General features: G+C 47.7%; 28 protein-coding genes, 1 tRNA gene and 1 pseudogene. 21 read left to right on the forward strand and 9 right to left on the reverse strand.

Annotated elements, in window-relative coordinates:
- Window positions 1–18: 18 nt before the first annotated feature.
- From MON40_RS01240 to MON40_RS01255, 4 genes are all read right to left on the reverse strand, one after another.
- Window positions 19–639, reverse strand: a complete 621-nt coding sequence (locus tag MON40_RS01240) for a hypothetical protein (RefSeq protein ID WP_003780070.1) — start codon at window positions 637–639, stop codon at window positions 19–21.
- Window positions 640–739: 100 nt separating this feature from the next.
- The gene (locus MON40_RS01245; RefSeq protein WP_003760455.1) at window positions 740–1,351 is read right to left on the reverse strand and encodes a BON domain-containing protein; all 612 of its coding nucleotides are present in this window, start codon (window positions 1,349–1,351) and stop codon (window positions 740–742) included.
- A gap of 72 nt (window positions 1,352–1,423) precedes the next feature.
- A complete protein-coding gene (locus tag MON40_RS01250; protein ID WP_003780073.1) occupies window positions 1,424–2,017 on the reverse strand; it encodes a phosphoheptose isomerase in 594 nt (197 codons plus the stop codon).
- 4 nt (window positions 2,018–2,021) lie between these two features.
- Window positions 2,022–2,369 carry a YraN family protein gene (locus tag MON40_RS01255; RefSeq protein WP_003760451.1) on the reverse strand — a complete coding sequence of 116 codons (348 nt, stop codon included), beginning with the start codon at window positions 2,367–2,369 and terminating at the stop codon, window positions 2,022–2,024.
- Between the two features lie 55 nt (window positions 2,370–2,424).
- On the opposite strand from MON40_RS01255, the gene rsmI reads away from it, so the two are divergent.
- From rsmI to MON40_RS01305, 10 genes are all read left to right on the forward strand, one after another.
- The gene (gene rsmI, locus MON40_RS01260) at window positions 2,425–3,312 is read left to right on the forward strand and encodes a 16S rRNA (cytidine(1402)-2'-O)-methyltransferase (protein WP_003780075.1); all 888 of its coding nucleotides are present in this window, start codon (window positions 2,425–2,427) and stop codon (window positions 3,310–3,312) included.
- 411 nt (window positions 3,313–3,723) lie between these two features.
- Entirely contained in the window at window positions 3,724–4,077 is a 354-nt protein-coding gene (locus MON40_RS01265) for an ATP synthase subunit I (RefSeq protein WP_039863268.1), read from the forward strand.
- The gene (gene atpB, locus MON40_RS01270) at window positions 4,067–4,936 is read left to right on the forward strand and encodes a F0F1 ATP synthase subunit A (RefSeq protein WP_003780077.1); all 870 of its coding nucleotides are present in this window, start codon (window positions 4,067–4,069) and stop codon (window positions 4,934–4,936) included. Before MON40_RS01265 ends, atpB begins: the two co-directional genes overlap by 11 nt.
- A 51-nt stretch (window positions 4,937–4,987) precedes the next feature.
- On the forward strand, window positions 4,988–5,221 hold the full coding sequence (gene atpE, locus MON40_RS01275) for a F0F1 ATP synthase subunit C (RefSeq protein WP_003760443.1): 234 nt from the start codon (window positions 4,988–4,990) through the stop codon (window positions 5,219–5,221).
- Between the two features lie 71 nt (window positions 5,222–5,292).
- Window positions 5,293–5,763, forward strand: a complete 471-nt coding sequence (locus MON40_RS01280; protein ID WP_003760441.1) for a F0F1 ATP synthase subunit B — start codon at window positions 5,293–5,295, stop codon at window positions 5,761–5,763.
- Window positions 5,764–5,767: 4 nt separating this feature from the next.
- The gene (locus MON40_RS01285) at window positions 5,768–6,301 is read left to right on the forward strand and encodes a F0F1 ATP synthase subunit delta (RefSeq protein WP_242925970.1); all 534 of its coding nucleotides are present in this window, start codon (window positions 5,768–5,770) and stop codon (window positions 6,299–6,301) included.
- Between the two features lie 10 nt (window positions 6,302–6,311).
- Window positions 6,312–7,859, forward strand: a complete 1,548-nt coding sequence (gene atpA / locus MON40_RS01290) for a F0F1 ATP synthase subunit alpha (protein ID WP_003760437.1) — start codon at window positions 6,312–6,314, stop codon at window positions 7,857–7,859.
- 24 nt (window positions 7,860–7,883) lie between these two features.
- Entirely contained in the window at window positions 7,884–8,759 is an 876-nt protein-coding gene (gene atpG / locus MON40_RS01295; protein ID WP_003780079.1) for a F0F1 ATP synthase subunit gamma, read from the forward strand.
- A gap of 38 nt (window positions 8,760–8,797) precedes the next feature.
- Window positions 8,798–10,195, forward strand: a complete 1,398-nt coding sequence (gene atpD / locus MON40_RS01300) for a F0F1 ATP synthase subunit beta (RefSeq protein ID WP_003760432.1) — start codon at window positions 8,798–8,800, stop codon at window positions 10,193–10,195.
- A 10-nt stretch (window positions 10,196–10,205) separates the two neighbouring features.
- Complete coding sequence (locus tag MON40_RS01305; RefSeq protein WP_003741652.1) at window positions 10,206–10,631, forward strand: F0F1 ATP synthase subunit epsilon; 426 nt, start codon at window positions 10,206–10,208, stop codon at window positions 10,629–10,631.
- A 222-nt stretch (window positions 10,632–10,853) separates the two neighbouring features.
- On the opposite strand, the gene MON40_RS01310 is transcribed toward MON40_RS01305, so the two are convergent.
- Window positions 10,854–11,054, reverse strand: a complete 201-nt coding sequence (locus MON40_RS01310; protein ID WP_242925971.1) for a hypothetical protein — start codon at window positions 11,052–11,054, stop codon at window positions 10,854–10,856.
- A gap of 82 nt (window positions 11,055–11,136) precedes the next feature.
- Window positions 11,137–12,171: a T6SS immunity protein Tli4 family protein gene (locus MON40_RS01315; RefSeq protein WP_003780082.1), complete on the reverse strand. Its 1,035-nt coding sequence runs from the start codon at window positions 12,169–12,171 to the stop codon at window positions 11,137–11,139.
- A 417-nt stretch (window positions 12,172–12,588) separates the two neighbouring features.
- On the opposite strand from MON40_RS01315, the pseudogene MON40_RS01320 reads away from it, so the two are divergent.
- Window positions 12,589–12,657 (forward strand): annotated as a pseudogene (locus MON40_RS01320) (transposase); the annotation flags it as partial.
- A 155-nt stretch (window positions 12,658–12,812) separates the two neighbouring features.
- Complete coding sequence (locus MON40_RS01325; RefSeq protein WP_003780083.1) at window positions 12,813–14,225, forward strand: PepSY-associated TM helix domain-containing protein; 1,413 nt, start codon at window positions 12,813–12,815, stop codon at window positions 14,223–14,225.
- A 321-nt stretch (window positions 14,226–14,546) separates the two neighbouring features.
- Here MON40_RS01325 and MON40_RS01330 read toward each other — a convergent pair whose 3' ends face one another.
- Both MON40_RS01330 and glyQ read right to left on the reverse strand, forming a co-directional pair.
- Window positions 14,547–15,353, reverse strand: a complete 807-nt coding sequence (locus MON40_RS01330) for an RsiV family protein (protein WP_003780085.1) — start codon at window positions 15,351–15,353, stop codon at window positions 14,547–14,549.
- Between the two features lie 11 nt (window positions 15,354–15,364).
- Window positions 15,365–16,267, reverse strand: coding sequence for a glycine--tRNA ligase subunit alpha (gene glyQ, locus MON40_RS01335; RefSeq protein WP_003780086.1), 903 nt, complete (start codon window positions 16,265–16,267; stop codon window positions 15,365–15,367).
- 188 nt (window positions 16,268–16,455) lie between these two features.
- On the opposite strand from glyQ, the gene MON40_RS01340 reads away from it, so the two are divergent.
- Window positions 16,456–17,250: a 3'-5' exonuclease gene (locus tag MON40_RS01340; RefSeq protein ID WP_003744040.1), complete on the forward strand. Its 795-nt coding sequence runs from the start codon at window positions 16,456–16,458 to the stop codon at window positions 17,248–17,250.
- Window positions 17,251–17,626: 376 nt separating this feature from the next.
- Here the strand turns inward: MON40_RS01340 and MON40_RS01345 are convergent, their stop codons facing one another.
- Window positions 17,627–18,619: a L,D-transpeptidase gene (locus MON40_RS01345; protein ID WP_003780089.1), complete on the reverse strand. Its 993-nt coding sequence runs from the start codon at window positions 18,617–18,619 to the stop codon at window positions 17,627–17,629.
- A gap of 165 nt (window positions 18,620–18,784) precedes the next feature.
- On the opposite strand from MON40_RS01345, the gene rlmD reads away from it, so the two are divergent.
- From rlmD to MON40_RS01385, 8 genes are all read left to right on the forward strand, one after another.
- Complete coding sequence (rlmD, locus tag MON40_RS01350; RefSeq protein WP_003780090.1) at window positions 18,785–20,116, forward strand: 23S rRNA (uracil(1939)-C(5))-methyltransferase RlmD; 1,332 nt, start codon at window positions 18,785–18,787, stop codon at window positions 20,114–20,116.
- 157 nt (window positions 20,117–20,273) lie between these two features.
- Entirely contained in the window at window positions 20,274–21,731 is a 1,458-nt protein-coding gene (locus MON40_RS01355; protein ID WP_003780091.1) for a hypothetical protein, read from the forward strand.
- Window positions 21,732–21,751: 20 nt separating this feature from the next.
- Window positions 21,752–22,852: an alpha-glucan phosphorylase gene (locus MON40_RS01360; protein WP_039863269.1), complete on the forward strand. Its 1,101-nt coding sequence runs from the start codon at window positions 21,752–21,754 to the stop codon at window positions 22,850–22,852.
- 12 nt (window positions 22,853–22,864) lie between these two features.
- Window positions 22,865–23,401, forward strand: coding sequence for a GTP-binding protein (locus MON40_RS01365; protein ID WP_003760398.1), 537 nt, complete (start codon window positions 22,865–22,867; stop codon window positions 23,399–23,401).
- A 1-nt stretch (window position 23,402) separates the two neighbouring features.
- Window positions 23,403–24,056, forward strand: coding sequence for a hypothetical protein (locus MON40_RS01370; RefSeq protein ID WP_009313121.1), 654 nt, complete (start codon window positions 23,403–23,405; stop codon window positions 24,054–24,056).
- 30 nt (window positions 24,057–24,086) lie between these two features.
- Window positions 24,087–24,446: a roadblock/LC7 domain-containing protein gene (locus MON40_RS01375; RefSeq protein WP_003760395.1), complete on the forward strand. Its 360-nt coding sequence runs from the start codon at window positions 24,087–24,089 to the stop codon at window positions 24,444–24,446.
- A gap of 86 nt (window positions 24,447–24,532) precedes the next feature.
- Window positions 24,533–24,608, forward strand: a tRNA-Asn gene (locus MON40_RS01380).
- 474 nt (window positions 24,609–25,082) lie between these two features.
- A complete protein-coding gene (locus MON40_RS01385; RefSeq protein ID WP_003780094.1) occupies window positions 25,083–25,781 on the forward strand; it encodes a thiol:disulfide interchange protein DsbA/DsbL in 699 nt (232 codons plus the stop codon).
- Window positions 25,782–25,948 lie beyond the last annotated feature (167 nt).

Genomic DNA, 25,948 nt, shown 5'->3' on the forward strand with positions numbered 1-25,948 from the left:
GCCGAATGCCAGTCCGCACTAGAATAGATTGTCGATGACTTCTTTAGATTTGGAAGGAGTCTTAGGTTTCGGCGTCGGCTTAGGTGCCGGTTTGGCTGATTCGGGTTGGCGTTGTTCGGGTTGGCGTTGTTCGGGTTTCGCCGCGGGTTTGGATTCGGTCGGCTGTTCCGGCGGCGTACGTCTGTTGCCTGTTGCGGCGGGTGTGCTGCGCGGCGTTTTTTCTTCGGTATCGGGCGTTTCGGTTACAGCAGGTTTGGCGTTTGCTTTGTTATTGGCGGGTTTGTCTTCTGAGGCTTCGTCCTCAGTCGGGGCGGTGTTGCTGTTTTTGCCGTTTGATTTGTTTTTAGGCGGGATGACGGGATTGCGGGAATCGGTTTTTTCGTCATCGTCAAGCTCGGCTTTGGCGGCAGGCTTGGTTCTGTCCTCTTCGGGAGCGCCGATGGGGCGCCAGACTTCGACAGGGGTGTCTTTGGGAACGGGTTTGTTTTTAATGGCTTCGCGTTCTTGGGAGTCGTGGCTTTTGATGGTGCTGATGACGCCGATGACCAAGGCGGCAACAGCAATGATGCAGACGCCGAAAAAGGCTCCGATTAGATGTTTGGGTTTGAGTTGGAATGAGGATTTAGGGGTTTTGGACATGATAAATCGGTAAAAATGAAATCAATCGGGCGGATTGTATCGTAATAGGTCGTCTGAAACAAAATCAGGTTTCAGACGACCTGTCAGTCAAGGGGCAATCCTATGGCTGTTGGGTGTAGTTTTGATACAGGGTAACGACTTTTTGTACGCCCACGGTGGTGCTGACGCGTTGGGTAACTTTTTCTTGTTCTTCAGGCGTCAGGATACCCATCACATAGGTCACGTTGCCGTAGGTCACGATTTTGACGCGCGCCTGCGTGGTGGGCTTGAGGCCCAAAAGGGCGGTGCGGACTTTGGATGTGCCCCATGTGTCGTTGGTTACGTCGCCGAAGGTGCGTCCTTGGGGGGCGACGGTGATGTAGTTGTACACGCCTTCGGCGGCTTGTTCGGCACGGGCGATTTGTTCGACGAATTGTTTTTCGCCTTCAGTGGCGACTTGTCCGAGCAGCAGCAGGTGGCGGTTGTAGCCGACGACGTTGAGTTTGGGGGTGTAACCCTGCGCTTGGTTGTTTTGGCGCAGGTAGGAGCGGGCGGTGGTTTCGACGCGCACTGCCATTACGTTGTCGTCGGTTTGCGCGCCTGTGGTGCGGCGGTCGACGGCGGATTTGGTGCCGACTGCCGCGCCGCCGAGGAGTACGCCGACACAGCCGCTGAGTGTCAGGCTGAGGAGGAGGGCGGTCAGAACGGGTGCGGTATGACGTTTGATGTTCATATTTTTTCCTTGATGATGGGTTCGGCGGATATGTTTCAGACGACCTTTAAAAGAGGTCGTCTGAAAAAAGGCTTACATTCCTTCAAGCAACATGGAGTCGATGCAGTCGCACATGGCATGTATCAGCAGGATATGGTTTTCCTGAATGCGGGCGGTGCGCGGGTAGGGGACGTTGAGCAGTACGTCGGTATCTTTGAGCATGGCGGCGATTTTGCCGCCGTTGCGGCCGGTCATGGCGATGACGTGCATATCGCGTTCGTGTGCCGCTTTGATGGCCTCGATAACGTTGGCGGAGTTGCCGGAGGTGGAAATGCCGACCAAAACGTCGCCGGCACGTCCGAGCGCCCGCACTTGTTTGCTGAACACATGGTCAAAGCCGTAGTCGTTGCCGATGGCGGTCAGCGCGGACGTGTCCGTCGTCAGCGCGACGGCGGCAAGTTCCATGCGCTCTTTTTCAAAGCGCCCGGTCATTTCGGCGGCGAAGTGCTGCGCGTCGGCAGCCGAACCGCCGTTGCCGCAGGCTAAAATTTTGCCGTCGTTCATCAGGCATTGCAGCATCAATTCTGCTGCTTGAGCAGTCGGCTCGACCAATACTTTTTCGGCTTCCTGCTTGGCATGGATGCTTTCGGCGAAATGGGCGGCAACGCGCTCTTGTAATGTCGTCATATCGTCAACCTGTAATATTCTTTATCCATTCGGGCGGGCGGTTTCCTTCTATCAGCACCGCATCGATGCGGCACGCGCTATCCGTCATGCCGTTTTGTTGCAGATAATACTCCGCAGACCGTTGCAGTTTCAATAACTTAGACGGCGAAATACTGTATGCGGCACCGCCGAAACCCTGATTTTTGCGGTATTTTACTTCAACAAACAGAATCATGTTACCGTTTTTGACAATCAAATCGATTTCGCCGTAAGCGCAGTGCCAGTTGCGCGCCACGAGTTTGCAGCCTTGCGAAAGAAGAAACGCCAGCGCGGCATCTTCGCCCGCCACCCCTTGTTTGTGGTTCAGACGCATGGAAGTTTACCCCGTATAATATCGTTATATTGTTTTCAGACGACCTGATAAAGCCATGTTTCAAAAACACCTTCAAAAAGCCGCCGACAGTATTGAAAAACGGACATTATACGTTGTCGCCACGCCCATCGGCAATTTGGCGGATATCACCCTGCGCGCACTCGCCGTCCTGCAAAAAGCCGACATTATCTGCGCCGAAGATACGCGCGTTACCGCACAGCTTCTGAGCGCATACGGCATACAGGGCAAACTCGTCAGCGTGCGCGAGCATAACGAACAGCAAATGGCGGACAAAATCATCAACCATCTTTCAGACGACCTCACTGTCGCACAAGTTTCCGACGCAGGTACGCCCGCCGTCTGCGATCCCGGTGCGAAACTCGCCCGCCGCGTGCGTGAGGCTGGGTTCAAGGTCGTCCCCGTTGTCGGCGCGAGCGCGGTCATGGGGGCATTGAGCGTCGCAGGCGTTACCGAACCCAATTTCTACTTCAACGGTTTCCTACCGCCGAAATCCGGCGAACGGCAGAAGCTGCTTGCCAAATGGGCGCAGGCTGATTTCCCCGTTGTGATGTTTGAAACCCCGCACCGCATCGAAGCCACCCTTGCCGACATGGCGGCCCTCTTCCCCGAACGCAGCCTGACCCTTGCCCGAGAAATCACCAAAACCTTTGAAACCTTCCTCAGCGGCACGGTTACTGAAATTCAGACGACCCTGAAAAACGACGGCAATCAGGTGCGCGGCGAAATGGTGCTCATCCTCCATCCTGCGCCCCGTGAAAAACACGATACCTTGCCCGATGCCGCCCAAAACGTTATGAAAATCCTCGCTGCCGAACTGCCTACCAAACAGGCAGCCGAACTTGCCGCCAAAATTACCGGCGAAGGTAAAAAAGCCTTGTACGATTTGGCATTGGAGTGGAAACGGGTTTCAGACGACGTTTGAAGGTGGAAGGTCGTCTGAAAAAGAGGGAAGGACGGTTGTTGAATGATGATGGTATTAACATGGGTTATGTCCTGAACCACAGAATATTCTGCGAAAAGAAAATCTGCCAAAGACTTGTCTGATTTATATCGTTTTATTTTAAACGAAATAAAACAGAAACCCTCATAAAGCCTGATGTCGAAGGTCGTCTGAAACGTTCAGACGACCTGCTTTTAAAATTTAAGATGAAAATATTGAAAATTCTGCAATCTAATGTCTGTAATTGTATGTAATGCGTGATATAATGCGAACTCTTTGCCTTACGTTAAGGCAAAGTCGGATATGAACTCACAAAGATTAACATATTGCTTGACGTTCATAGGCTTCTTGATTATATTTAGCCTCGCATTACTGTCGGGATTTCCCGTTTTTATGAAGCAGATTCTCATCTTACAAATTCTGGTTTTGACAGCGGTTGCGCTGATTAGCGCCACATTTTCAGGTTTGGCAGGATTTTGGTCTGCTGTCGCAGGCGGGTTTTCCTATCTTATTCCCTCCGCTTTCGCAGTTTTACTTTTAAAACTTTCCAAGTGTAACCCTTTGTATCATGGTAAAGCGTTCATTATTGGGGAAGTTTTAAAAGTAGTGCTGTCGCTGGTAATGATGCTTGCCGTATTCGCAGTTTGGCATCAGTCTTTGATATTCTTTCCGTTCTTGTTCGGATTGCTCGGTGTCAGCCATTTGGTTTTTTTAGTATTGTTGAGAGTGAAGCATTATGGCAGGTGACAAAATTACTGCTACTGATTACATCACGCACCACTTGCAAAGTTTGACCAGCCTTTCCGATGTCGCTAAAGGACAAGGCTTGGATAATATTGCTGATTTTTCTTTTATTAATATTGATGCAATATTTTTCTCTGTATTGTTGGGTGTAATCGGAAGTTTCCTACTTTTGCGTGGGGCTAGGAAGGCGACGGCGGGTGTGCCCGGACGTTTTCAGGCTGCCGTCGAGATTTTGTTTGAGTTTGTGGATGATATGTGTAAAAGCATTATTCACAACGAGCAATCTCGAAAAGCCATTGCCCCGTTAGGTTTGACGCTGTTTGTATGGATTTTCCTGATGAATGCCATGGATATGCTGCCGGTTGATTTGTTCCCGTGGCTGTGGCAAAACATTATTACCGGTAACCATCATGCATTGTTGCGTATTGTACCGACCGCAGATTTAAATACCACATTAGCGTTGGCTATCGGTGTCTTGGTGATTTGTATTTATTACAATATCAAAATCAAAGGTATCCGTGGTTGGATTCATGAGTTGTTCAGCGCTCCGTTCGGCGCCAAGCTTGCTCCCGCCAACTTCCTTTTGAATCTGGTTGAATTCCTCTCTAAAACAGTTTCTCACGGTATGCGGTTGTTCGGTAACATGTATGCCGGCGAGCTGGTGTTCCTTCTGATTGCTTTGCTGGGTGGCGCTTGGGCGACATCTGGAAGCGTTGAAGTGTTGGATCCGATTCTGTTTGGTTTCCACATCCTTGCCGGATTGGCATGGGCGATTTTCCATATTTTGGTGATTACCCTGCAGGCATTTATCTTTATGGCCTTGGCGTTTGTCTATATCGGACAAGCTCATGATGCACATTAATTTATTAGGTAGTTTTTCATTAACTTTCTTTGTTTTCTCAAGGAGTAAAAAATGGGTTTGGTAGCAATTGCATGTGGTTTGATCGTAGCATTGGGTGCATTGGGTGCCTCTATCGGTATCGCAATGGTCGGTTCCAAATATCTGGAGTCTTCTGCTCGTCAACCTGAATTGATTGGTCCGCTGCAAACTAAATTGTTCCTGATTGCTGGTCTGATTGATGCTGCATTCCTGATTGGTGTGGCTATTGCACTGTTGTTCGCCTTCGTTAAACCATTTGGTGCATAATCAAACGGCGTGATCCGTCTAGGTACAGACTTCGGTCTGTTTGATTAACACTAGTACGAAGGTTAACTAACGTGAATATTAATGCAACCTTATTCGCTCAAATCATCGTCTTTTTCGGTTTGGTTTGGTTTACCATGAAATTCGTGTGGCCGCCAATCGCAAAAGCATTGGATGAGCGTGCCGCAAAAATTGCCGAAGGCTTGGCTGCTGCCGAGCGCGGTAAGAGCGATTTTGAACAGGCAGAGAAGAAAGTTGCAGAACTCTTGGCTGAAGGGCGTAACCAAGTTTCCGAAATGGTAGCAAACGCCGAAAAACGTGCCGCCAAAATCGTAGAAGAAGCGAAAGAGCAAGCTACTGTCGAGGCAGTGCGGATTACAGCACAAGCTAAAGCTGATGCCCAGCAAGAAATGAATCGTGCACGCGAAGTTTTGCGTGAACAAGTTGCTGCGTTGGCGGTTAAAGGTGCAGAGTCTATTTTGCGCAGTGAAGTAGATACTTCAAAACATGCGCAGCTGCTCAGCGCTTTAAAACAGGAGCTGTAATCTTATGGCTGAGTTCGCAACGATTGCCAGACCTTATGCGAAAGCATTGTTTAATCTGGCGCAGGAAAAAAACCAAATTGAGTCTTGGTTGGGCGGACTGGAAGAATTAGCCGCGGTTGTTCAAAATCAGAAAGTAATTTCTTTTCTTGAGCAACCTGAAATCAATACTTCTGAAAAGGTAAATGTACTTGCCGAACTCGTTGAATTAAAAAGTGATGAATTGAGGAATTTCATTACTGTTCTGGCAGAGCAAAAACGTTTGCCTGTATTGCCTGAAGTCTATGCTCAATATCAAGCTTTAACCTTGTCATTCAATCATACTAAGTCTGCTGTAATTTACAGTGCTTATCCATTGACTGAAGATCAATTGGCTGAGTTGGCTGAAATATTGAAAAAACGCTTTGACAGTAAGTTGCAGATTACAACTGAAGTCGCGCCTGAATTAATTGGCGGTGTCAAAGTTGAAGTGGGTGACCAGGTCTTGGATTTGTCGGTGCGGGGTAAATTGAATGCCCTGTATGCGACTATGACAAATTAGGAGAGTTTTCATGCAGCTTAATCCTGCTGAAATTAGCGATTTGATTAAAGCTAAAATTGAAAATCTGTCTGGAAATACAGAAGTACGTACCCGTGGTACGGTTATTTCTGTAACAGACGGTATTGTTCGTATTCATGGCTTGTCAGACGCAATGCAAGGTGAGATGCTCGAATTCCCGGGTAACACTTTCGGTTTGGCGATGAACTTGGAGCGCGACTCCGTCGGCGCCGTAGTGTTGGGTGAATACGAACATATTAAAGAAGGCGACACAGTTACTTGTACCGGCCGTATTTTGGAAGTACCTGTCGGCCGTGAGTTGGTTGGTCGCGTTGTAGATGCGCTGGGTCGCCCGATTGATGGCAAAGGCCCGATCAACACATCTTCCACAGCACCAATCGAAAAAATTGCACCGGGTGTAATTGCCCGTAAATCAGTTGACCAGCCTATGCAAACCGGTCTGAAGGCCATTGACTCAATGGTTCCGATTGGTCGCGGTCAACGTGAGCTGATCATTGGTGACCGTCAAACAGGTAAAACAGCCGTAGCATTGGATGCTATTGTCAACCAAAAAGGTACGGGCGTTATCTGTATTTATGTTGCAATCGGTCAAAAAGCATCTTCTATTGCCAACGTAGTACGCAAATTGGAAGAGCATGGCGCAATGGAACACACTATTGTGGTTGCGGCGACTGCTTCTGAAGCTGCGGCTTTGCAATATATCGCACCTTATGCAGGTTGTACGATGGGCGAGTTTTTCCGCGACCGCGGTGAAGACGCATTGATTGTATATGATGACTTGTCCAAACAAGCTGTTGCTTACCGTCAAATTTCCCTGTTGCTGCGCCGTCCTCCCGGTCGTGAAGCATATCCTGGCGACGTTTTCTATCTGCACTCCCGCTTGTTGGAGCGTGCTGCCCGTGTAAATGAGCACGAAGTTGAAAAACTGACTAATGGTGAAGTGAAGGGCAAAACAGGCTCTCTGACTGCATTGCCGATTATTGAAACGCAAGCCGGCGACGTCTCTGCATTCGTACCGACAAACGTGATTTCGATTACCGACGGTCAGATTTTCTTGGAAACCGATTTGTTTAACGCCGGTATCCGTCCTGCGATTAATGCCGGTATTTCGGTATCGCGCGTAGGTGGTGCTGCGCAAACCAAAGTAATTAAAAAACTGGGTGGCGGTATCCGTTTGGCACTTGCCCAATATCGTGAGTTGGCAGCCTTCTCGCAATTTGCTTCCGATTTGGATGAGGCTACACGCAAACAGCTGCAACACGGTGAAGTGGTTACTGAATTGATGAAGCAAAAACAATTCAGCACTTTGGATACAGCCGAAATGGCTTTGACCTTGTGGGCCATTAATAATGGTTCTTACGAAGATGTACCGGTATCCAAGGCATTGGCTTTCGAAGCGGAATTTTTGAGCTTTGTACGCACTCAGCATCCTGGTGTTTTAGAAGCAATCAATGCATCAGGTGCGATGTCCGATGAAAGTGAAAAAGCATTGACCGAAGCCATGAATTCTTTCAAATCTTCTTATGCTTACCAAGCCTAAGAGCTGAAATGAAAGGAGTCTGAAATGGCAGTCGGAAAAGAGATTCTCACCAAAATCCGTAGTGTTCAAAATACTCAAAAGATCACTAAAGCGATGCAGATGGTGTCAACCTCTAAAATGCGGAAGACTCAGGAACGGATGCGCTTGGCGCGTCCGTATGCCGAAAAAGTACGGACAGTTATGAGTCATTTGGCGCGAACCCATGAAGATCACGGTATTAAATTATTGGCACCTCATCGTGAAACACGTCGGGTAGGTTTCATTTTAATCACCTCTGATAAAGGTCTTTGCGGTGGTTTGAACGCGAATGTTTTGAAGAAATTCTTAGCGCAAGTCCAAGAATACCAAGAACAAGGCATTGAAGTTGATGTCGTCTGTTTAGGTAGTAAAGGTTTGGCAGCTTGTCAAAACATCGGTTTGAACGTTATTGCCAGTGCGATTAATTTGGGTGATACCCCAAGAATGGAATTGCTGCTTGGTCCATTGACTGAAATCTTCCAACGTTACGAGAAGCATGAGTTAGATAAAATACATCTGGTGTATTCATGTTTTGTGAATACCATGCGTCAAGAACCACGATTGGAGGTTCTGCTGCCTATCGGCGAAAATGTGATAGAAGACGAGGAGAGTTATTCTTCATTCAGTTGGGAATACCGTTATGAGCCAAGTCCTGTCGCTGTGTTGGAATATCTGGTTCGCCGCTATTTAGAGTCTGTGGTTTACCAAGCATTGAGTGACAATATGGCATCTGAGCAAGCTGCGCGTATGGTGGCAATGAAAGCGGCCACCGACAATGCAGGCAATGCCATTAAAGAGTTGCGTTTGGTATATAACAAATCGCGTCAAGCTGCGATTACCACGGAATTGTCAGAAATTGTAGCAGGTGCGGCGGCAGTTTAATGTCGTCTGAAACCTGAACAGGAAATTAGGATACGATAATGAGCCAAGGCAAAATCGTACAAATTATTGGTGCGGTAGTTGACGTGGAGTTCCCGCGTGATGCCATTCCGCGTGTTTACGACGCCCTGAAATTGGATGCAAACGGCCTGACTTTGGAAGTGCAACAGCTTCTGGGTGACGGCGTAGTCCGTACTATTGCAATGGGTAGTTCGGATGGTTTGAAACGCGGCATGACTGTAAGCAATACAGGTGCGCCGATTACAGTGCCGGTAGGTAAAGGCACTTTGGGACGTATTGTCGATGTATTGGGTACGCCTGTTGACGAAGCAGGTCCGATTGATACCGACAAACACCGTGCCATCCATCAGACAGCTCCGAAATTTGATGAACTGTCTGCGACTACTGAGCTGTTGGAAACCGGCATCAAAGTGATTGACTTGCTGTGTCCGTTTGCCAAAGGCGGTAAAGTAGGTCTGTTCGGTGGTGCCGGTGTAGGCAAAACTGTCAACATGATGGAATTGATTAACAACATCGCCAAAGCACATAGCGGTTTGTCCGTGTTTGCAGGTGTGGGTGAGCGTACCCGTGAAGGTAATGACTTCTACCACGAGATGAAAGATTCCAATGTATTGGACAAAGTGGCGATGGTTTACGGCCAGATGAACGAACCTCCGGGTAACCGTCTGCGTGTAGCCTTGACCGGTTTGACGATGGCCGAATACTTCCGTGATGAAAAAGATGAAAGCGGCAAAGGTCGCGACGTATTGTTCTTCGTGGACAACATTTATCGTTACACTTTGGCCGGTACCGAAGTATCCGCATTGTTGGGCCGTATGCCTTCAGCAGTAGGTTACCAACCGACATTGGCTGAAGAAATGGGTCGTTTGCAAGAGCGTATTACCTCCACCCAAACAGGCTCCATTACTTCTATTCAAGCCGTATATGTACCTGCGGATGACTTGACTGACCCGTCTCCTGCAACGACATTTGCCCACTTGGACGCTACTGTCGTATTGAGCCGTGATATTGCCTCTTTGGGTATTTACCCCGCAGTTGACCCGCTCGATTCCACTTCACGTCAACTGGATCCGATGGTATTGGGTCAAGAGCACTATGACGTAGCCCGCGGCGTACAATCTACCCTGCAAAAATACAAAGAATTGCGCGATATTATTGCCATTCTGGGTATGGACGAATTGTCAGACGAAGATAAACTGACCGTGATGCGTGCGCGTAAGATCCAACGCTTCCTGTCGCAACCGTTCCACGTTGCCGAAGTATTTACCGGCTCTCCCGGCAAATATGTATCGCTGCGTGACACCATTGCCGGCTTTAAAGCTATCTTGAACGGTGAATACGACCATCTGCCTGAACAAGCTTTCTACATGGTAGGCGGTATCGAAGAAGCGGTCGAGAAAGCGAAAACCTTAAACTAAGGAGGTCGGCATGAGCATCATGCGAGTTGAAGTGGTAAGTAGCGAGCAGAACATCTATTCAGGCGAAGCCAGTTTTGTAGTGGTTCCGACTGTTCAAGGTGAGCTCGGTATTTATCCGCGACACGAGCCGATTATGAGTTTGGTACGTCCCGGTGCATTGCGTTTGACCGTGCCGGGCGAAGCCGAAGAAGTGCTTGTTGCCGTTTCCGGCGGAGTGCTGGAAGTGCAGCCCAACCAACTTACTGTGTTGGCGGATGTTGCCGTACGCAGTTCCGAGATGGATCGGGAGCGCGCGGAAGCTGCCAAGAAGGCGGCGGAAACCGGCATTTCTCAAGCCAAAGACGATAAATCGTTGGCTGAAGCACACAAAGCCTTGGCCGCAGCGATTGCCCAGCTCAAAACCTTGGATTATCTTCGTTCGCACAAAAACAAATAAGCAGATTTGCTTTACAAAAAGCACGGTTGATTACCGTGCTTTTTATTTTTTGGATTGACTGGAAAATATGAAAAATTTGCTGGAGTAAGTTCAAATAGGGAAGAACATTCTATAGTGGATTAACTTTAAATCAGGACAAGGCGACGAAGCCGCAGACAGTACAGATAGTACGGAACCGATTCACTTGGTGCTTCAGCACCTTAGAGAATCGTTCTCTTTGAGCTAAGGCGAGGCAACGCCGTACTGGTTTAAAGTTAATCCACTATAACAAGTCCAAATCAAAAGGTCGTCTGAAAAATCTTGTTTCAGGTTTTCAGACGACCTTTCGTTTGCCGGCTGCTTGGCATCATGCGGTTTGTGGAATAGTTTTGATACCGTTTGCGAGGGAAGGGCGGGTTGGATATTTTCCAGTCCGAATGGCAATGATTATGGTTGGAGGTCGTCTGAAAGCTATGTTCAAGGTTTAATACCATGGAAGCTGCGTTTTCAGACGACCTTTTCATCGCTATTGCTTCACAGGCTTCAAAGTCGGCAAAACCGTATCCCAAATCGCAAGGACTTCGGCTTCGCTGCGCTTCGTTCCGTCTTTTTTCTCAGCACCAAACTGCATCATGATGCGCGGGTCGCCACCGTCGCGTTCCCAAAAGAACATATATTTGTTACCGCCCCATTTCACCAATTTTTCCTCGCCCGACATACCGTTGATGGTGCGTTTGCCTTGGCGGATGGTGCGGGTTAGCGCTTTAACCATTGCGCCTTTCCCCAGATTTACCTTACGTTGCAGCAGCGTCGGCTCGCCTGCCTCCAGTACGTCGCCGTGCATGATTTCCAGACTCATATCGTGTTGTTTGTCAAATTCGACAGTGCTATGAACTTCAAACGGTTTTTTGCCATCGTCCGCGATAAAACCGCCTATCAGGCATATACCGTGTTTATTTGGCACTTCAAATTCCTGCCTGGTTTTCAATCCATTGAGGATTTCTTGGCGGAATTTTTTCTCCATGGTGTTTATTGCTTCTTTTTCTTGGGCTTTCCAGTTGGCAGGGGCTTTGCCGTTTTCGGCAGGGATATAGAAATAGCTGCGTACGATATAGGCGTCATCATTATCCAGCTTGAAATATAAATCAGCTTCGTAGGGCATTCCCTTCTCTTTAACTGTAATGCTGCGCTCCCAAGAAAAATCGCTGCGTGTTACCTGCATGATTGCCCGATCCGGAATCAGGGTGCGGGTATCGACGACAATATCGGTTCCATCATAACCATATTGTTTATTCTCATTGATGGTGCTTACGTTTCTTTTCCAGTCGTTAAACATGACCATCACACTCCAGCCGTTATACTTAAGCCATGTACTGCCGTGATGACGTTGGGACGGCAGGCGCAATTGATAGCGGCCGCTGCAATAGGGCTGTTCAGTCCAGTAGGCGGTATCGATGGCGGATTGGGTGACGGTCGGCGAGGTTTCTGCCGATGGAGAAACGGTGGGCGTGCAGGCTGTGGCGGCGAGAATAAGCGACAGCGTGGTCAGACGGATGGACATGGATAAGCTCCGTGATGAATAGGGGTCGTCTGAAAGTATAGTTTATTCAGACGACCTTTGTCATAAAACGGGCTTGGCGGTATTTATTGGATATGGATGGAAATTTGGCGTGTTTTTGAGCGGACTTGATGCTTGGAGATGATTTTTGCTGTGTGAAAGTCCGTTATAAGCTTGTCCTTATTTCAAACTATTTTTCTTCTCGATGGTCTCTTTCTAAGGTATTGTCTTTCACTACGGCTTTATTTTCAAAAATTGTTAATATCCGAAAAATTGATTATACTTATAAAGTATTAGTTCATCTGGTCTATTATTGTTGTCAGGTTCAATCTGATTCTGAATCTGCCAATATCCAAGTTAAGACCGTTATGCGAAAAATGGCGGCGATGCGTCTTTTCGATTGCTATTTTTCTCGGTGGATTGGAATATAGTGGATTAACTTTAAATCAGGACAAGGCGACGAAGCCGCAGACAGTACAGATAGTACGGAACCGATTCACTTGGTGCTTCAGCACCTTAGAGAATCGTTCTCTTTGAGCTAAGGCGAGGCAGCGCCGTACTGGTTTAAAGTTAATCCACTATAAAAATGCAAGGCAGGAACTTGGCGCTTTATCTCCATCCACTCAAAACAAAAGAGAGAATTTATGGACACAACCAAACCTACTCCCCATCCCGACCAACAGGCCAACCGCCGCTATCTGACCGTGTGGCGGTGGCATTTTTATTTCGGGCTATTGGTCGCGCCCTTTCTGACCCTGCTTGCCGTAACAGGTCTGGGCATGCTTCTATTCGCCAACATCACCGGCAAAGAGGGCGAGCGTATACACGTTACCCCGCAGGCGCAGGTGCAGCCTTTGTCGGCGCAGGCGGAAGCGGCGCGGCAGTCTGTGAACCCTGAAACCGCGTCGGTGGTGCAATATATCGCGCCGCGCGCCGACGATATGGTTGCCGTGTTCCGCGTGAACAACGACGACAAAGCGACCATGGTCGCCGTCGATCCTTACACGGCGAAAGTCGTCAGTTCCATGCCGCGCAATGAGGGCTGGTATCACACGATGGACGGAATCCACGGCGATATGATGCTCGGCACGGCGGGCGATTACCTGATAGAAACCGCCGCGTCGCTGACTATCTTGATGATGATTACGGGAATTTATCTTTGGTGGGCGAAACAGCGCAGCCTGAAATCCATGCTTGTGCCGCAAACGGGCAAAGGACGCTCGTGGTGGCGCAGCATGCACGGTGCGTTCGGCACTTGGGTTTCTTTGATTTTATTGTTGTTCTGCCTGTCTGGTGTTGCTTGGGCGGGCATTTGGGGCGGTAAGTTCGTTCAGTCTTGGAGCCAGTTCCCCGCCGGCAAATGGGGGGTCGAACCGAACCCCGTATCCGTCGTGCCGACCCACGGCGATGTGTTGAACGACGGCAAAACCAAAGAAGTACCGTGGATTCTGGAACTCACGCCCATGCCTGTTTCCGGTACGACGAAGGGCGAAAACGGCATCAATCCGAGCGAACCGATGACCTTGGAAACGGTTGACCGCTTCGCCCGCGAAATCGGTTTCAAAGGCCGCTACCAGCTCAACCTGCCCAAAGGCGAAACGGGCGTGTGGACGCTGTCGCAGGATTCGATGAGCTACGACATGGTCAGCCCGACCGCCGACCGCACGGTGCACATCGACCAATACAGCGGCAAAATCCTGGCCGACATCCGTTTCGACGATTACAACTTCTTCGGCAAATTCATGGCGGCCAGCATCGCGCTGCACATGGGGACGCTGGGCTGGTGGAGCGTGCTGGCGAACGTCTTGTTCTGCCTGGCGGTTATCTTCATCTGTGTCAGCGGCTGTGTGATGTGGTGGAAACGCCGCCCGTCCAAAGCGGGCGGACTGGTTCCTCCGGCGCAGAAAATCGAGCTGCCGGTATGGTGGGCAATGGCTGTGCCGCTTTTGATCGTGGCGGTATTGTTCCCGACCGCCATCGCCGCCATCGCCGTGATTTGGCTCTTGGATACGGCCTTGCTGTCGCGGATTCCGGCGTTGTCGCGGTGGTTTAAATAAACGCTTACGGCGTGTGGCAGACGATAAACCGTCAGGCTTGATTTGCCAAAGCTAAAAGGTCGTCTGAAAACCAAATTAGGTTTTCAGACGACCTTTTTTGACGATTAACTGCAAATATAGTGGATTAAATTTAAATCAGGACAAGGCGACGAAGCCGCAGACAGTACAGATAGTACGGAACCGATTCACTTGGTGCTTCAGCACCTTAGAGAATCGTTCTCTTTGAGCTAAGGCGAGGCAACGCCGTAATGGTTTAAAGTTAATCCACTATACTTGAATCGGTCAGAAGCTAAGGGGAGATAATCTACACCGGTTCCTTAATTATTTTTTAGGTTGTATGAAATGCTCCGCTTCCTTCAAGATTTCAGGTTTCACAATTCCCTGCAAATCCTTAGTGGGGATAGTAAACTCAGGTCTGCCTAAAACATATGCCCCGATTTCGTAACTTTGATACAGGAAAGTCAAGCCGTTTTTATCGAAACGCCAGTTTTCCGTAGCGGAAAATTTGTCACTATTGTATCCACTAATGTAATCACGTGCTTCTTCTTCGGTGTCACCACTATTTTCCTTCAGGTATTTGACATAGGCTTCTTCAAGCAGGTGTGTCAGTTTTCCTTCTTGATTGGGTAACAGGATGTCGTTCAATTTAAGCGGCTTCGGATTGGCAATGCCGCGCTTCAATACTGTTAGCGTGTGCACGCCGTATCCGTGCGGGCCACAATTGTATTCCCAGTCTTCTTGTCCGAAAACAGCATAATTGGGCGTATAGCCTTCCAGTTCCAACGTATCTATATAGTCCAAAGCACAAGGATACTCACCGGCTTTGCGGAGTTTTTGGTTTTCCTTATTGGTCTCCTTTACGTCTTTGTCGCGTATCAAGGTCGTCTGAACCGATTTCTGTGTAGGCAGTTTGCCGCCCATTTCTTTCCTGACCCAGTCATCCAAATGTTTATCGCCGGTAATCGGATAGCTGACGGTAAGTTGATGGCAAAGGGGTTTGCCTTCACTGTTTTTTCCGTCACAGGATTTGGCTTCCAAGGTTTTGGATTGAAACGATAAAGGGGCAGCCTGAACATTTGCAGAGAAAATGAGGAACAATGCGGCGGCGGCAAGCGTTTTGTGGAACATATCAACACCTATTAGGATTTTGATTTAATTAAAGGAAAGCCCAATGCTTCGCGGCTTTCGACGTATTTCTGCGCCACGGTGCGGCTCAGCGCGCGGATGCGGCCGATGTAGGTGGCGCGTTCGGTAACGGAAATGGCGCCGCGTGCGTCTAAGAGGTTGAAGGTGTGTCCGGCTTTGAGGACCAGCTCGTAGGCGGGCAGGGCGAGGCTGGCGTTTTCTTCGGCGAGCAGGCGTTTGGCTTGCGCTTCGTAGTCGTTGAATTGGCGCAGCAGCCAGTCGGCATCGCTGTATTCGAAGTTGTAGGTGGATTGTTCGACTTCGTTTTGGTGGTACACGTCGCCGTAGGTGACGGTGTTGCCGTCGAGCGTTTTTGCCCAAACGAGGTCATAGACGTTTTCCACGCCTTGCAGGTACATCGCCAAGCGTTCGATGCCGTAGGTGATTTCGCCGAGTACGGGGGTGCAGTCGATGCCGCCGACTTGTTGGAAGTAGGTGAACTGGGTCACTTCCATGCCGTTGAGCCAGACTTCCCAGCCCAAGCCCCATGCGCCGAGGGTGGGGTTTTCCCAGTCGTCTTCGACGAAGCGGATGTCGTGGACTTTGGGGTCGATGCCCAATTCGCGCAGGGAATCGAGATAGAGGTCTTGGATATTGGCGGGCGCGGGTTTGAGGGCGACTTGGAATTGGTAATAGTGTTGCAGGCGGTTGGGGTTGTCGCCGTAGCGGCCGTCTTTGGGGCGGCGGCTGGGTTGGACGTAGGCGGCAAACCAAGGCTCGGGACCGAGCGCGCGCAGGCAGGTGGCGGGGTGGGAAGTACCGGCGCCGACTTCCATGTCGAAAGGTTGGATGACGGTGCAGCCTTTGTCTGCCCAGAATGTTTGCAGTTTGAAGATGATTTGTTGGAAGGTGAGCATGGCTTATGTTTCGGATTGGGATAAAAGGGGGATTTTACTGTTTTGACGGTGTTTTGGGTAGGTGTACAGGCAGATGGAATGGTGGGGCGGCGGTGTGATTTGACTGTCAATAAATGCGGAAACATGCCACAATGCCGTTATCCTGTTATCTGTTTTAATCTGTTTTGATTGAATTTGAGGAGTCGCCCATGACCCCGATTTTGGCTTTCGATATTGAAACCGTGCCTGATGTGAACGGCATCCGCCTGTTGTACGACCTGCCTGCTTCTTTGCCGGACGACGAGGTGGTCTTGTTCGCCCAGCAGAAACGCCGCGCCCAAAACGGCTCTGACTTTATGCAGCACCACTTGCACCAAGTAGTCGCCATTTCCTGCTGTATGCGCTGGGGGCAGGACAAAATCCACGTCGGCACCATAGGCGAAATGCACGACAGCGAAGAGGAAATGATCGCCAAGTTTTTCGACCTTATCGAAAGCCATACGCCGCAATTGGTCAGTTGGAATGGCGGCGGCTTCGACCTGCCCGTCCTGCATTACCGAGCGCTGATACACGGCATCGCGGCGGCGCGTTATTGGGATATGGGCGAGGGCGATTTCGGCGACAGCCGCGATTTCAAGTGGAACAACTACATCAGCCGCTACCACAACCGCCATTGCGACCTGATGGACCTGCTCGCCCTGTACCAACCGCGTGCCAATGTGCCGCTGGACGATATGGCGAAACTTTGCGGTTTCCCCGGTAAACTGGGCATGGACGGCAGCAAAGTCTGGGAGGCGTTCCACGCAGGTCGTCTGAAAGACATCCGCGATTATTGCGAAACCGATGCGGCAAACACTTATTTAATGTTCCTGCGCTTCCGCCTGATGAGCGGCGCTTTGGATGCGGACGAGTATGAAGTGGAAGTCAAACGGCTGAAGCATTACCTGACCGGACAGGCCCAGGACAAGCAGCATTGGAATGAGTTTGTCGCCGCGTGGCGTTAACAACGCGGTGATTTTCTAAAGCCCTGACGATGGGCGGAAAGCCGCTAATTTATAGTGGATTAACTGTAAACCAGGACAAGGCAACGAAGCTGCAGACAGTACAGGTAGTACGGCAAGGCGAGACAACGCCGTACTGGTTTAAAGTTAATCCACTATACAATAGCGGTGTATCGGGCTGGATTGTTTTCCTGATACTGAAAAGCAGTTGGCATTTGGTTTGGTAAAGCGGTTATTGGGAAAAAAGGGAGCGCAGGCGGTTTGATTGTAAGGATGTGAACGATATTGGATGAAAAAGGTCGTCTGAAATTTGTCGGCTCCTATATTGTTAGGGAGCTGAATTTCAGACGACCTTTGCATTCGGAAAATTCCTTTGCTTTTAGAACAACACTCCTGTCGGCTCGCTGCCTTCCGGGATGTCATATTTCGGATAACTCGGCGTGCTGGCGGGGGTGTTGTACAGTTTTGCCGGATTTGCTTCAGGACGAACGCTTTGGTTTGGTGCGGAAGCGGGTGTATCGTCAGCTTCGACTTCGATTTCAGTACCTTTAGGCAGAACCACATCTTTGACCGGAGCAGGCTTAGGCGCAATTTTAGGTTTGCTGAAAGCGCTGGAGCCGCTCGTCCAGGCGAGTGATTTCAACGGGGTTTTGAGTTTGACGCCTTTGGTACAGGTCAGACAGTTGGCGGCACCGGTGCGGTTTTTTAAAATAGCGTCTACTTTAGCCGGATTAATGGTTTTACCGTGCGCTTTTGCCCAAGCGGCAATACTTTTCTTCAAGACGGCAGTATCCAGATTTTTTTTGCCGTATGGGTCTTGGTATGCAGCCAGCCAAAGGTTTTGGTTGGCATCTTCGTTGAGGCTGGCCATTTGGTAGATGACGGAGGCGGGAGCGCCGGAGGCGATTGTTTTAGCAAATTCCAGTGCATCCGGAGACTTCATGCGGACGCAGCCGTGACTGCGGACGCCCGGTACGCTGGCAGGGGCATTAGTGCCATGAATGCCTAAACCGAGTTTGGGATCACCGAGACGGACAAAAACAGGACCGAGCGGATTGTTAGGGCCTGCTGGTACGCTTTTGACGCCGTCACCACGTTCTTTTTGGATGGATTTAGGGATGTGCCAAGTCGGATTGAAGGCTTTTGCGCCGATTTTGTGTTCGCCCAATGTGGTTTGGGTCATGGCCTTGCCGACGGCGACAGGATAGATTTTGGTCAGTTTGCCGTCTGTATATAAGAATAGGCGTTGTTGCGGAATATTGATGACGACGTGCTGACCTTCGGAAACGGGAGAGACGTCCGGGATGGGTGTGTTGGCTGAAGCGGCGGTAACAAAGAAGGCAGCGGTCAGTCCGAAAATAGTTTTTTTCATGTGTCGTAATACTTGTAATAAATGAAAAGAAGATTTTGGGAAATCATACCTGAATCTGTATTTTTTTGTGCGAAAATATGCCCTTTCGGTTGCTTGCCGGTTTGAGTGGCAGGTATGGATTTGGGGTCATCTGAAAAGATAAACCGGGTGTCGAGTGGATAAGTGATGGCTGATACGAAATGTTTTGACGGCGTGGCTGATGTTTTTTCTCTGGATTATGAGGGGCGCGGCGTTGCCAGAGTACACGGCAAAACTGTCTTTATTAAAGGTGCGCTGCCTACTGAGAAAGTGTCGTTTCGGGTGCTGAGGGAGAAGAAACAGTTCAGTGAAGCAGAGACAGTAGAAGTATTAAAAGAGTCGGTTGAACGGGTCCGGCCTGCGTGTGGTTATTATGAGACATGTGGCGGCTGCTCGTTGCAACATGTGTCTCCAACCGCTCAAGTTGCATTGAAGCAACGTATTTTGGAAGAACAGCTTGAGCGTATCGGCAGAGTCAAACCGGAACAGATTCTTCCGCCTATTTATGGTTCGGCTTGGCATTATCGGGATAGGGCGCGGTTGAGTGTCTCAGTCGATAAGAAGGGTCGTCTGAAAATGGGTTTTCAGGCGAAAAAAACGAATGAAGTGGTTGATATTGAAACATGTCAGGTGTTGCCTAAACATATTTCAGATGTTTTACCTATGGTGAAATTGTTGTTGCAAACACTGTCTGATGGCGGGGCGGCAGTCCGATTTGTAGAGTTTTTTAATAGCCGTGCATTGGTTGTTTTGAACATTTGTTTCATAAAAAAACCGTCTGGCTACTCTTTGAAGCAAATTGAGACATGGTTTGATATGATATCAGGTGGGGTAAAGCAAGTTTGGCAGGTCTGGTTTCAATATGGGCGCGAGCCGTCAACTGTACTGTACCCTAAAGATTTGCCCGAATTGAAATACGGTTTGCCTGAATTTTCGGTAGAAATGCCTTATCAGCCGGGTGATTTTACGCAGATTAATGCGGACTTGAATGCTGTAATGATCAGCAGGGCTTTGCGCCTGTTGGATATACAGCCTAATGACAGGGTGGCAGATTTATTTTGCGGGTTGGGCAATTTCAGCCTTCCTATGGCAAAGAGCGGTGCGTCAGTAACGGGTATTGAAGGATTGGATTCCCTTGTTTTGCGTGCCAGGCAAAATGCTCTTCGAAACAGTTGTGTAAAATATGTGTCGTTTGAGGTAGCAGATTTGTTTGAGACAGATGAGCAGACGGTAGCCTCATGGGGGGTATTCGACAAAATGTTGCTCGATCCGCCCAGGAGTGGTGCTTATGCTGTTGTCAAATCGCTACATACACCATACCTGCCGAAAAAAATCGTATATGTTTCATGTAATCCTTCAACCTTTGCACGTGACGCGGAAGTATTGGTAAATAAGGGTTACAACTTCAAATCTGCAGGCATTATGAATATGTTTGCACAAACTTCTCATGTCGAATCCATCGGCGTGTTTGAGTTGTAAATCCGATAGTGGGAGTGTCTGACAAATGGTTTTTAATGTAATTATTGGTTGAATCATGTTATCATAATTCAATTGGGGAATAGATGATTCGGCTGTTTCCATAAATGCCGAACATCGAATATATGTAGTTTTATTTGCCGCACCACAGTATCGGGAGGTGTTCTTGAAAAATCCACTTTTAATCATATTGCTAGTGCTTTTGTTTATGGTGCTGCTGTTTATTTTTTATAAACAGAAGGGCACAGCTAAAACTAAAAAGACGACAAAAGCAGCTAAAGCATCATCCAAAAAAAACCATCACCCAAATCAAGAAAGTATTGAAGGGGGAAGTCCAGATTGGGTTGATCAGGTCAATCAATCCGTTTCCGATCCGGATCAACAAGATTGGGAATGGGGAGGCAGTGGTTCTGCCGGTTCAACTACGTCTGTATCTGCACAAGAAGTCGACCCACTGACGGAATATCAAGTATATAAGCAATTTGGTTATGAGAGTAAGGCTGCCGAATCTTTGGCGGGTTATTTAAATGGCCTAAACGATGGGGCTCCTGAAAAATTAGTACATGAGCTTGTCGGGCTGAGTCTGCGTGTTGGCAATATCGATATGCTGACAGACGCCTTGGAGCGTCATGGCTCTGTCTTGTCTGAAGAAAGTCTGGCTGAGTACGTTAAAGCCGGCTTGATGTCCGATCAGACGCATTTGCCGTTACGCGTATTGGCAGAAAACCGTTTGGGATGGAGCATGCAGGAAATCGAGCGCCAAATCGGAGAGCAACCTGATTTGGAAGAGGCTTCAACATCCGCTCCTGCGATGACTAATGACAATGCAGGCGCTAATCACGCCCCTGGCGTTTCCAAACGCGCTGCTATCGTATTGGGCAAGAAAGAGTTTACCGATATTACTCCGGAAGAAATGGGAGCCGTTATCGGATTTGTTAAACCTGAACAAAGTGCCAAAATCTTAAAAGACAAAGTAGGCTATGAAACTGCCGTTCAACAATATAACCGTGCCATTCAAAGCTCTTCTAAGCCGGCAAGCCTTATCATCGATGCATTAAAACTTGACTATCAGCATGAAGAAATCAGTCAGTTTGCTAAACACTTGTGGAAGTTGTACCACTCATTGGGTCAGTATGGCCGCCAAGTGAAAGAACGCATGCTGGGTTGGGGATATAGCCTTGGTTATCATGAAGTATTTGATGATTTGGAGAAAGGACCTAACGAAAATAAAATCAGAGAAATTGGTTTGGAAAGGGGTTATATCCGACCTACTTCTCTTCAAATGAAAGCTAAATATCGCGAACTGGTACAAAAAGATTCTTCTATCATTAGCGTCAACGCCTCTCCTGCAGATGAAGCACTGAAAGAAGTTGAATCTTTACTGATGTACGGTCAGTTGGATTTGGCCATAGGTACTTTGGAACAAGCTGTTTTACAGTACCCGCAAGAATCTCAATTGTATGTGATGTTGTTCGATCTTTACGAAAGAGTAGAGGACTGGGCACGTCTGGAACAATTCTTGCGCTTATTGCGTGAACGCGTTGTCAGCCTTCCGGAAGAAGTGGTATTGGCAATGAGCCGTTTGCTGCAACATGTAAATCAACATTCAAAAAAATAAAATAATTAGAGAGTACCATGATGGATAATCTGTTACCTAAAATCAAAACCATACGGATTATGCTGCGCGATATGAGCGAGCAGCAAGAAGCCGTTTTCCGTATGGCCTTTAAAATGCACAATACGACGAACTATCAGATTCTTGACTCAGATTCAGATGAAATACCAGATTTAGTATTGGTAGATACTGATACTGCTGAGGGTGTTGAAACGTGGAAAACGCTCAAAATCAAATACCCTGATATTCCTGTTGCGATGTTTTGTTCGCAAGAGCCATCTGTTACAACGCCGTATTTGGCTAAGCCGGTTAAATTCGATACCTTATTCCCGATTTTAAGAAGTTTGGCGCAGGGCGGGAATATTTTTGATGCTTCGGCTCAAAAGGCAGAAGTACAAGAAGGAGCGCAAAACGGTAACGAAAGTAGAAAGGCTACTATTCGTCGCTTTAATCCGAATAAAGGGTTACTTGGTGCTTTGAAGTTTGCCAGTCAAGGCCATCAGGATATTGCCGTTTTACATGAGGGTAAACCGGTATTAATCGTTTTCCCAAGTATTCAAAGGGTATTGCTGACAGTCAACGCCCATGAGTTAGAGGGGCTTTGTAAGAATGACAATTTATCTGTTGTATGCAAAGTCGTGCCGGATAATCCCCAGTGGAAAGAAAAAGCCAAAGTAACGATTATGTCTTGTTTGTGGCAGATGGCAATTTGGACTGCTCAGGGAAGATTGATTTATCCGATGACTCCTCAAACGATTTTCACTTTAAAGCGTTGGCCTAATTTGACCAGGCTTGCTCCGGTTCCAGAGTCTATGAGGTTATCTGCGTTTTTAACTAAAACATCAGTCAACTTAAATATCCTCTATAAAGTTATGCCTTTGGAAATGCCGGATATCTTGAATTATTTGGCGGCAACCTCTGTAACAGGCTTTTTGGCAACGGATAGCGAATATGCTCCGAATCAAGCTAATCAGCATGCCAATATTTCTGAACATGTTAGTGTTAATAGCGATGTGCCTGATAGTCAGATGGTTAAGGATGCAGAAAAAGTGGCAGGTCCTTCGCAAGAGCAGCCACGCGGTTTGTTACAGCGCTTAATGCGTAAATTATTGGGAAAACGCTAAAAAGGACATGTAATGAAAGAAAATAAAATTATCTTTACCGGTCCGGTTGGAGTAGGTAAAACAACAGCAATTTCTGCGTTATCAGATGAGCCGCCTGTACAAACAGATGCATCTGCATCAGATATGACGCTGGTTCGTAAGGGGTATACCACCGTAGCAATGGATTATGGTGTGATCCATTTGGATGAAGAAGTCAAAGTTCATTTATATGGTACACCGGGGCAAGAACGTTTTAACTTTATGTGGGAAATTCTAAGCCAGGGTAGTATGGGATTGGTATTGCTTTTGGATAATACACGAACAAACCCATTGAAGGATTTACAATTCTTCTTGGAAGCATTCCGAGAATTATTGAAAACAGCGCCATTAGTAGTAGGCGTTACTAAAATGGATATTCGTTCATTGCCAAGCGTTGATGTATATCAGAAATATTTAGCACAAAATAATTTTAATGTACCGGTTTTTGAGATTGATGCTCGTAGAGAAGATGATGTCAAACAATTGGTTAGCGCAATGTTGTTCTCAATTGATCCGGGTTTAGAGGTATAAAATGGAATCAACACTTTCTTTGCAATCAAATTTATATCCCAGAATTACACCTGCTGGTGCTTATTATGCAGTAACCAGCGATACACCAAGCGCAAGTAGAACATTGCTATATAGCTTATTGCGTGCAAACCCGTCAGAGGTCATTAGTAGCGAAAAAATTCTAGCTTGGGCCGATACCAGTGATATCAATACGGCTTTAAACTTGTTGTACCGTTTGCAACGTTTAGAGTTTTTATATGGTGATGAAAATATTAGTAACGAAGATATTCATTTGACAGACGAGCAGTTACCGGAATTGTTAGAGCAGTTGTCTAATTCAGGTAAAGCTTTGCTGGCTGATGAGAATGGCCTGTATTTTGCCAATGCTAATTTTCATCATGAAGCTGCCGAAGAGTTGGGCCTGTTGGCAAGCGAGGTGGCTAAGATGGAAGATGGTCATCGTCTGCTGATTCGTAACAATTTGCATATCAATAATAGTGCGTGGGGGATTTGTGATCCTTCTGGTCAGAGCGAGTTAACATTTTTCCCATTGTATATTGGGGAAACTAAGCTGATTCTAGTTATAGGTGGTATGCCTGACTTAAATAAAGAGGCGTTTGTGACACTGGTTAAAGTGTTGTACCACAGATATGGTAGCCGCCAGCAAACTATATAACTAAAGTTATAATTTGAGAATGGAATAAATATGCAACAATTATTAATCTCTGTGTTGAGTGATTTAAATAATACTTCTCCCGATATTACAGCTTCAGCTGTAATATCGACTGATGGTTTGCCAATTGCTACAATGCTTCCATCACATTTGAATGCGGACAGAGTTGGTGCTATGTCTGCAACATTGTTGGCATTGGGCAACCGTTCAGTGCATGAGCTGGCATGTGGTGAGTTGGATCAAGTGATGGTCAAAGGTAAAACAGGTTATATTCTGTTGAGTCAAGCAGGTGATAATGCAGTATTGGCACTGATGGCGAAGGAAAGCGGTAAGCTGGGTTTGATCTTGCTGGATGCTAAACGTGCTGCTAAACATATTGCAGAAATTTTATAAAACCGCGTATAAATCATATCATTAATGATAATAGGGGATTAATTCTTGACTTCTTGTTTTTTTTAAGATAGAATTCCCCTTCTAATTCCCCGATAGCTCAGTCGGTAGAGCGACGGACTGTTAATCCGCAGGTCCCTGGTTCGAGCCCAGGTCGGGGAGCCAAATATCAAAAGCCTGAACATCGAAAATATGTTCAGGCTTTTTTATAAGGTAGATTGTATTGATATTTTCTTTATTCAGTTGTTTCGTGGAATTGTTGTCATAAAAGCAAACCTGTTGCATCTTACAAATAGTAGCAATGCATGGACGGATTTTCAGACGACCTTGGATTCGAATTTGAAGTGCAACTTTCCATAACAGAAAAAGGTCAGTATGCGGCAAGTGTTGCACTTCAAATCCGAATCCACAGACCTCTTCAAACTATTCGCAGTTTGATACTTTTGATCAAGATTCTCAGTTTAAAAATACTGAAAGCCCGTACCTGCAGACGGTAAATTTGCACTAAATCCCTATTTTTCAAAGGTCGTCTGAAACCATCCTTTCTTTATATGAAACCGTCTTTTTCGCATCAAACCATATATCAAACTGTAAAAATACAATAAAATCCCATATTAGACTGAAAATCACGGAGTAAACATGAAACTGAAAACCCTTACCCTTGCTACTGCTCTGCTGGCCCTGACCGCCTGCGACAACAAAGTCCAAACCAGCGTCCCCGCCGACAGTGCGCCTGCGGCTTCAGCAGCCTCCGCTGCGCCTGTCGCTTTAGTTGAGGGGCTTAACTACACCACACTCAGCACCCCCATTCCTCAGCAGCAGGCAGGTAAAGTCGAAGTCCTCGAATTTTTCGGCTACTTCTGTCCGCACTGCGCCCACCTCGAACCCGTTTTGAGCAAACACGTCAAAACCTTTAAAGACGACACCTACCTTCGTACTGAACACGTTGTTTGGGGTGATGAGATGAAACCGTTGGCGCGCCTTGCTGCCGCCGTCGATATGGCGGTCGCAGACACCAAAGACATTGCAAACAGCCATATCTTTGATGCTATGGTTAATCAGAAAGTCAAACTGCAAGACCCTGAAACCCTCAAAAAATGGTTGGCCGAGCAAACCGCTTTTGACGGCAAAAAAGTCCTCGCCGCCTACGAATCCCCTGAAAGCCAAACCCGCGCAGACAAAATGGCAGAGCTGACCAATACCTACAAAATCGACGGCACGCCTACCGTCATTGTCGGCGGCAAATACAAAGTCGAATTTGCCGACTGGGAATCAGGTATGAAAACCATAGACCTGCTTGCAGACAAAGTACGCGAAGAACAAAAAACTGCCAAATAATCCCAAAAAGCAAACAGCCGTCCGAAACCGCGATTTCAGGACGGCTGTTTTCACAAAACATCAGGCAAAAAACCAAGTGGGACAGAGAAACGGGCGCACATCCCCCATATCCCTTATAATATCCCCCATTCCCATTTTTTCAGACGACCTCCGCACAAAAGGTCGTC

It is taken from the genome of Neisseria macacae ATCC 33926 (assembly GCF_022749495.1).
In the GTDB taxonomy this organism is placed as follows: Bacteria; Pseudomonadota; Gammaproteobacteria; order Burkholderiales; family Neisseriaceae; genus Neisseria; species Neisseria macacae.

Excerpts from the sequence above, each read along its gene's own strand:
- MON40_RS01265 (WP_039863268.1), top strand. The coding sequence starts at position 3,724 with ATGAAGCAGATTCTCATCTTACAAATTCTGGTTTTGACAGCGGTTGCG.
- MON40_RS01360 (WP_039863269.1), top strand. The coding sequence starts at position 21,752 with ATGGATAATCTGTTACCTAAAATCAAAACCATACGGATTATGCTGCGC.
- rsmI (WP_003780075.1), top strand. The coding sequence starts at position 2,425 with ATGTTTCAAAAACACCTTCAAAAAGCCGCCGACAGTATTGAAAAACGG.
- glyQ (WP_003780086.1), bottom strand. The coding sequence starts at position 16,267 with ATGCTCACCTTCCAACAAATCATCTTCAAACTGCAAACATTCTGGGCA.
- rlmD (WP_003780090.1), top strand. The coding sequence starts at position 18,785 with ATGGCTGATACGAAATGTTTTGACGGCGTGGCTGATGTTTTTTCTCTG.
- MON40_RS01330 (WP_003780085.1), bottom strand. The coding sequence starts at position 15,353 with ATGTTCCACAAAACGCTTGCCGCCGCCGCATTGTTCCTCATTTTCTCT.
- atpB (WP_003780077.1), top strand. The coding sequence starts at position 4,067 with ATGGCAGGTGACAAAATTACTGCTACTGATTACATCACGCACCACTTG.
- MON40_RS01285 (WP_242925970.1), top strand. The coding sequence starts at position 5,768 with ATGGCTGAGTTCGCAACGATTGCCAGACCTTATGCGAAAGCATTGTTT.
- atpG (WP_003780079.1), top strand. The coding sequence starts at position 7,884 with ATGGCAGTCGGAAAAGAGATTCTCACCAAAATCCGTAGTGTTCAAAAT.
- MON40_RS01305 (WP_003741652.1), top strand. The coding sequence starts at position 10,206 with ATGAGCATCATGCGAGTTGAAGTGGTAAGTAGCGAGCAGAACATCTAT.
- MON40_RS01240 (WP_003780070.1), bottom strand. The coding sequence starts at position 639 with ATGTCCAAAACCCCTAAATCCTCATTCCAACTCAAACCCAAACATCTA.
- MON40_RS01370 (WP_009313121.1), top strand. The coding sequence starts at position 23,403 with ATGGAATCAACACTTTCTTTGCAATCAAATTTATATCCCAGAATTACA.
- MON40_RS01345 (WP_003780089.1), bottom strand. The coding sequence starts at position 18,619 with ATGAAAAAAACTATTTTCGGACTGACCGCTGCCTTCTTTGTTACCGCC.
- MON40_RS01255 (WP_003760451.1), bottom strand. The coding sequence starts at position 2,369 with ATGCGTCTGAACCACAAACAAGGGGTGGCGGGCGAAGATGCCGCGCTG.
- MON40_RS01385 (WP_003780094.1), top strand. The coding sequence starts at position 25,083 with ATGAAACTGAAAACCCTTACCCTTGCTACTGCTCTGCTGGCCCTGACC.
- atpD (WP_003760432.1), top strand. The coding sequence starts at position 8,798 with ATGAGCCAAGGCAAAATCGTACAAATTATTGGTGCGGTAGTTGACGTG.
- MON40_RS01245 (WP_003760455.1), bottom strand. The coding sequence starts at position 1,351 with ATGAACATCAAACGTCATACCGCACCCGTTCTGACCGCCCTCCTCCTC.
- MON40_RS01375 (WP_003760395.1), top strand. The coding sequence starts at position 24,087 with ATGCAACAATTATTAATCTCTGTGTTGAGTGATTTAAATAATACTTCT.
- MON40_RS01325 (WP_003780083.1), top strand. The coding sequence starts at position 12,813 with ATGGACACAACCAAACCTACTCCCCATCCCGACCAACAGGCCAACCGC.
- MON40_RS01365 (WP_003760398.1), top strand. The coding sequence starts at position 22,865 with ATGAAAGAAAATAAAATTATCTTTACCGGTCCGGTTGGAGTAGGTAAA.
- MON40_RS01340 (WP_003744040.1), top strand. The coding sequence starts at position 16,456 with ATGACCCCGATTTTGGCTTTCGATATTGAAACCGTGCCTGATGTGAAC.
- MON40_RS01250 (WP_003780073.1), bottom strand. The coding sequence starts at position 2,017 with ATGACGACATTACAAGAGCGCGTTGCCGCCCATTTCGCCGAAAGCATC.
- atpA (WP_003760437.1), top strand. The coding sequence starts at position 6,312 with ATGCAGCTTAATCCTGCTGAAATTAGCGATTTGATTAAAGCTAAAATT.
- MON40_RS01315 (WP_003780082.1), bottom strand. The coding sequence starts at position 12,171 with ATGTCCATCCGTCTGACCACGCTGTCGCTTATTCTCGCCGCCACAGCC.
- atpE (WP_003760443.1), top strand. The coding sequence starts at position 4,988 with ATGGGTTTGGTAGCAATTGCATGTGGTTTGATCGTAGCATTGGGTGCA.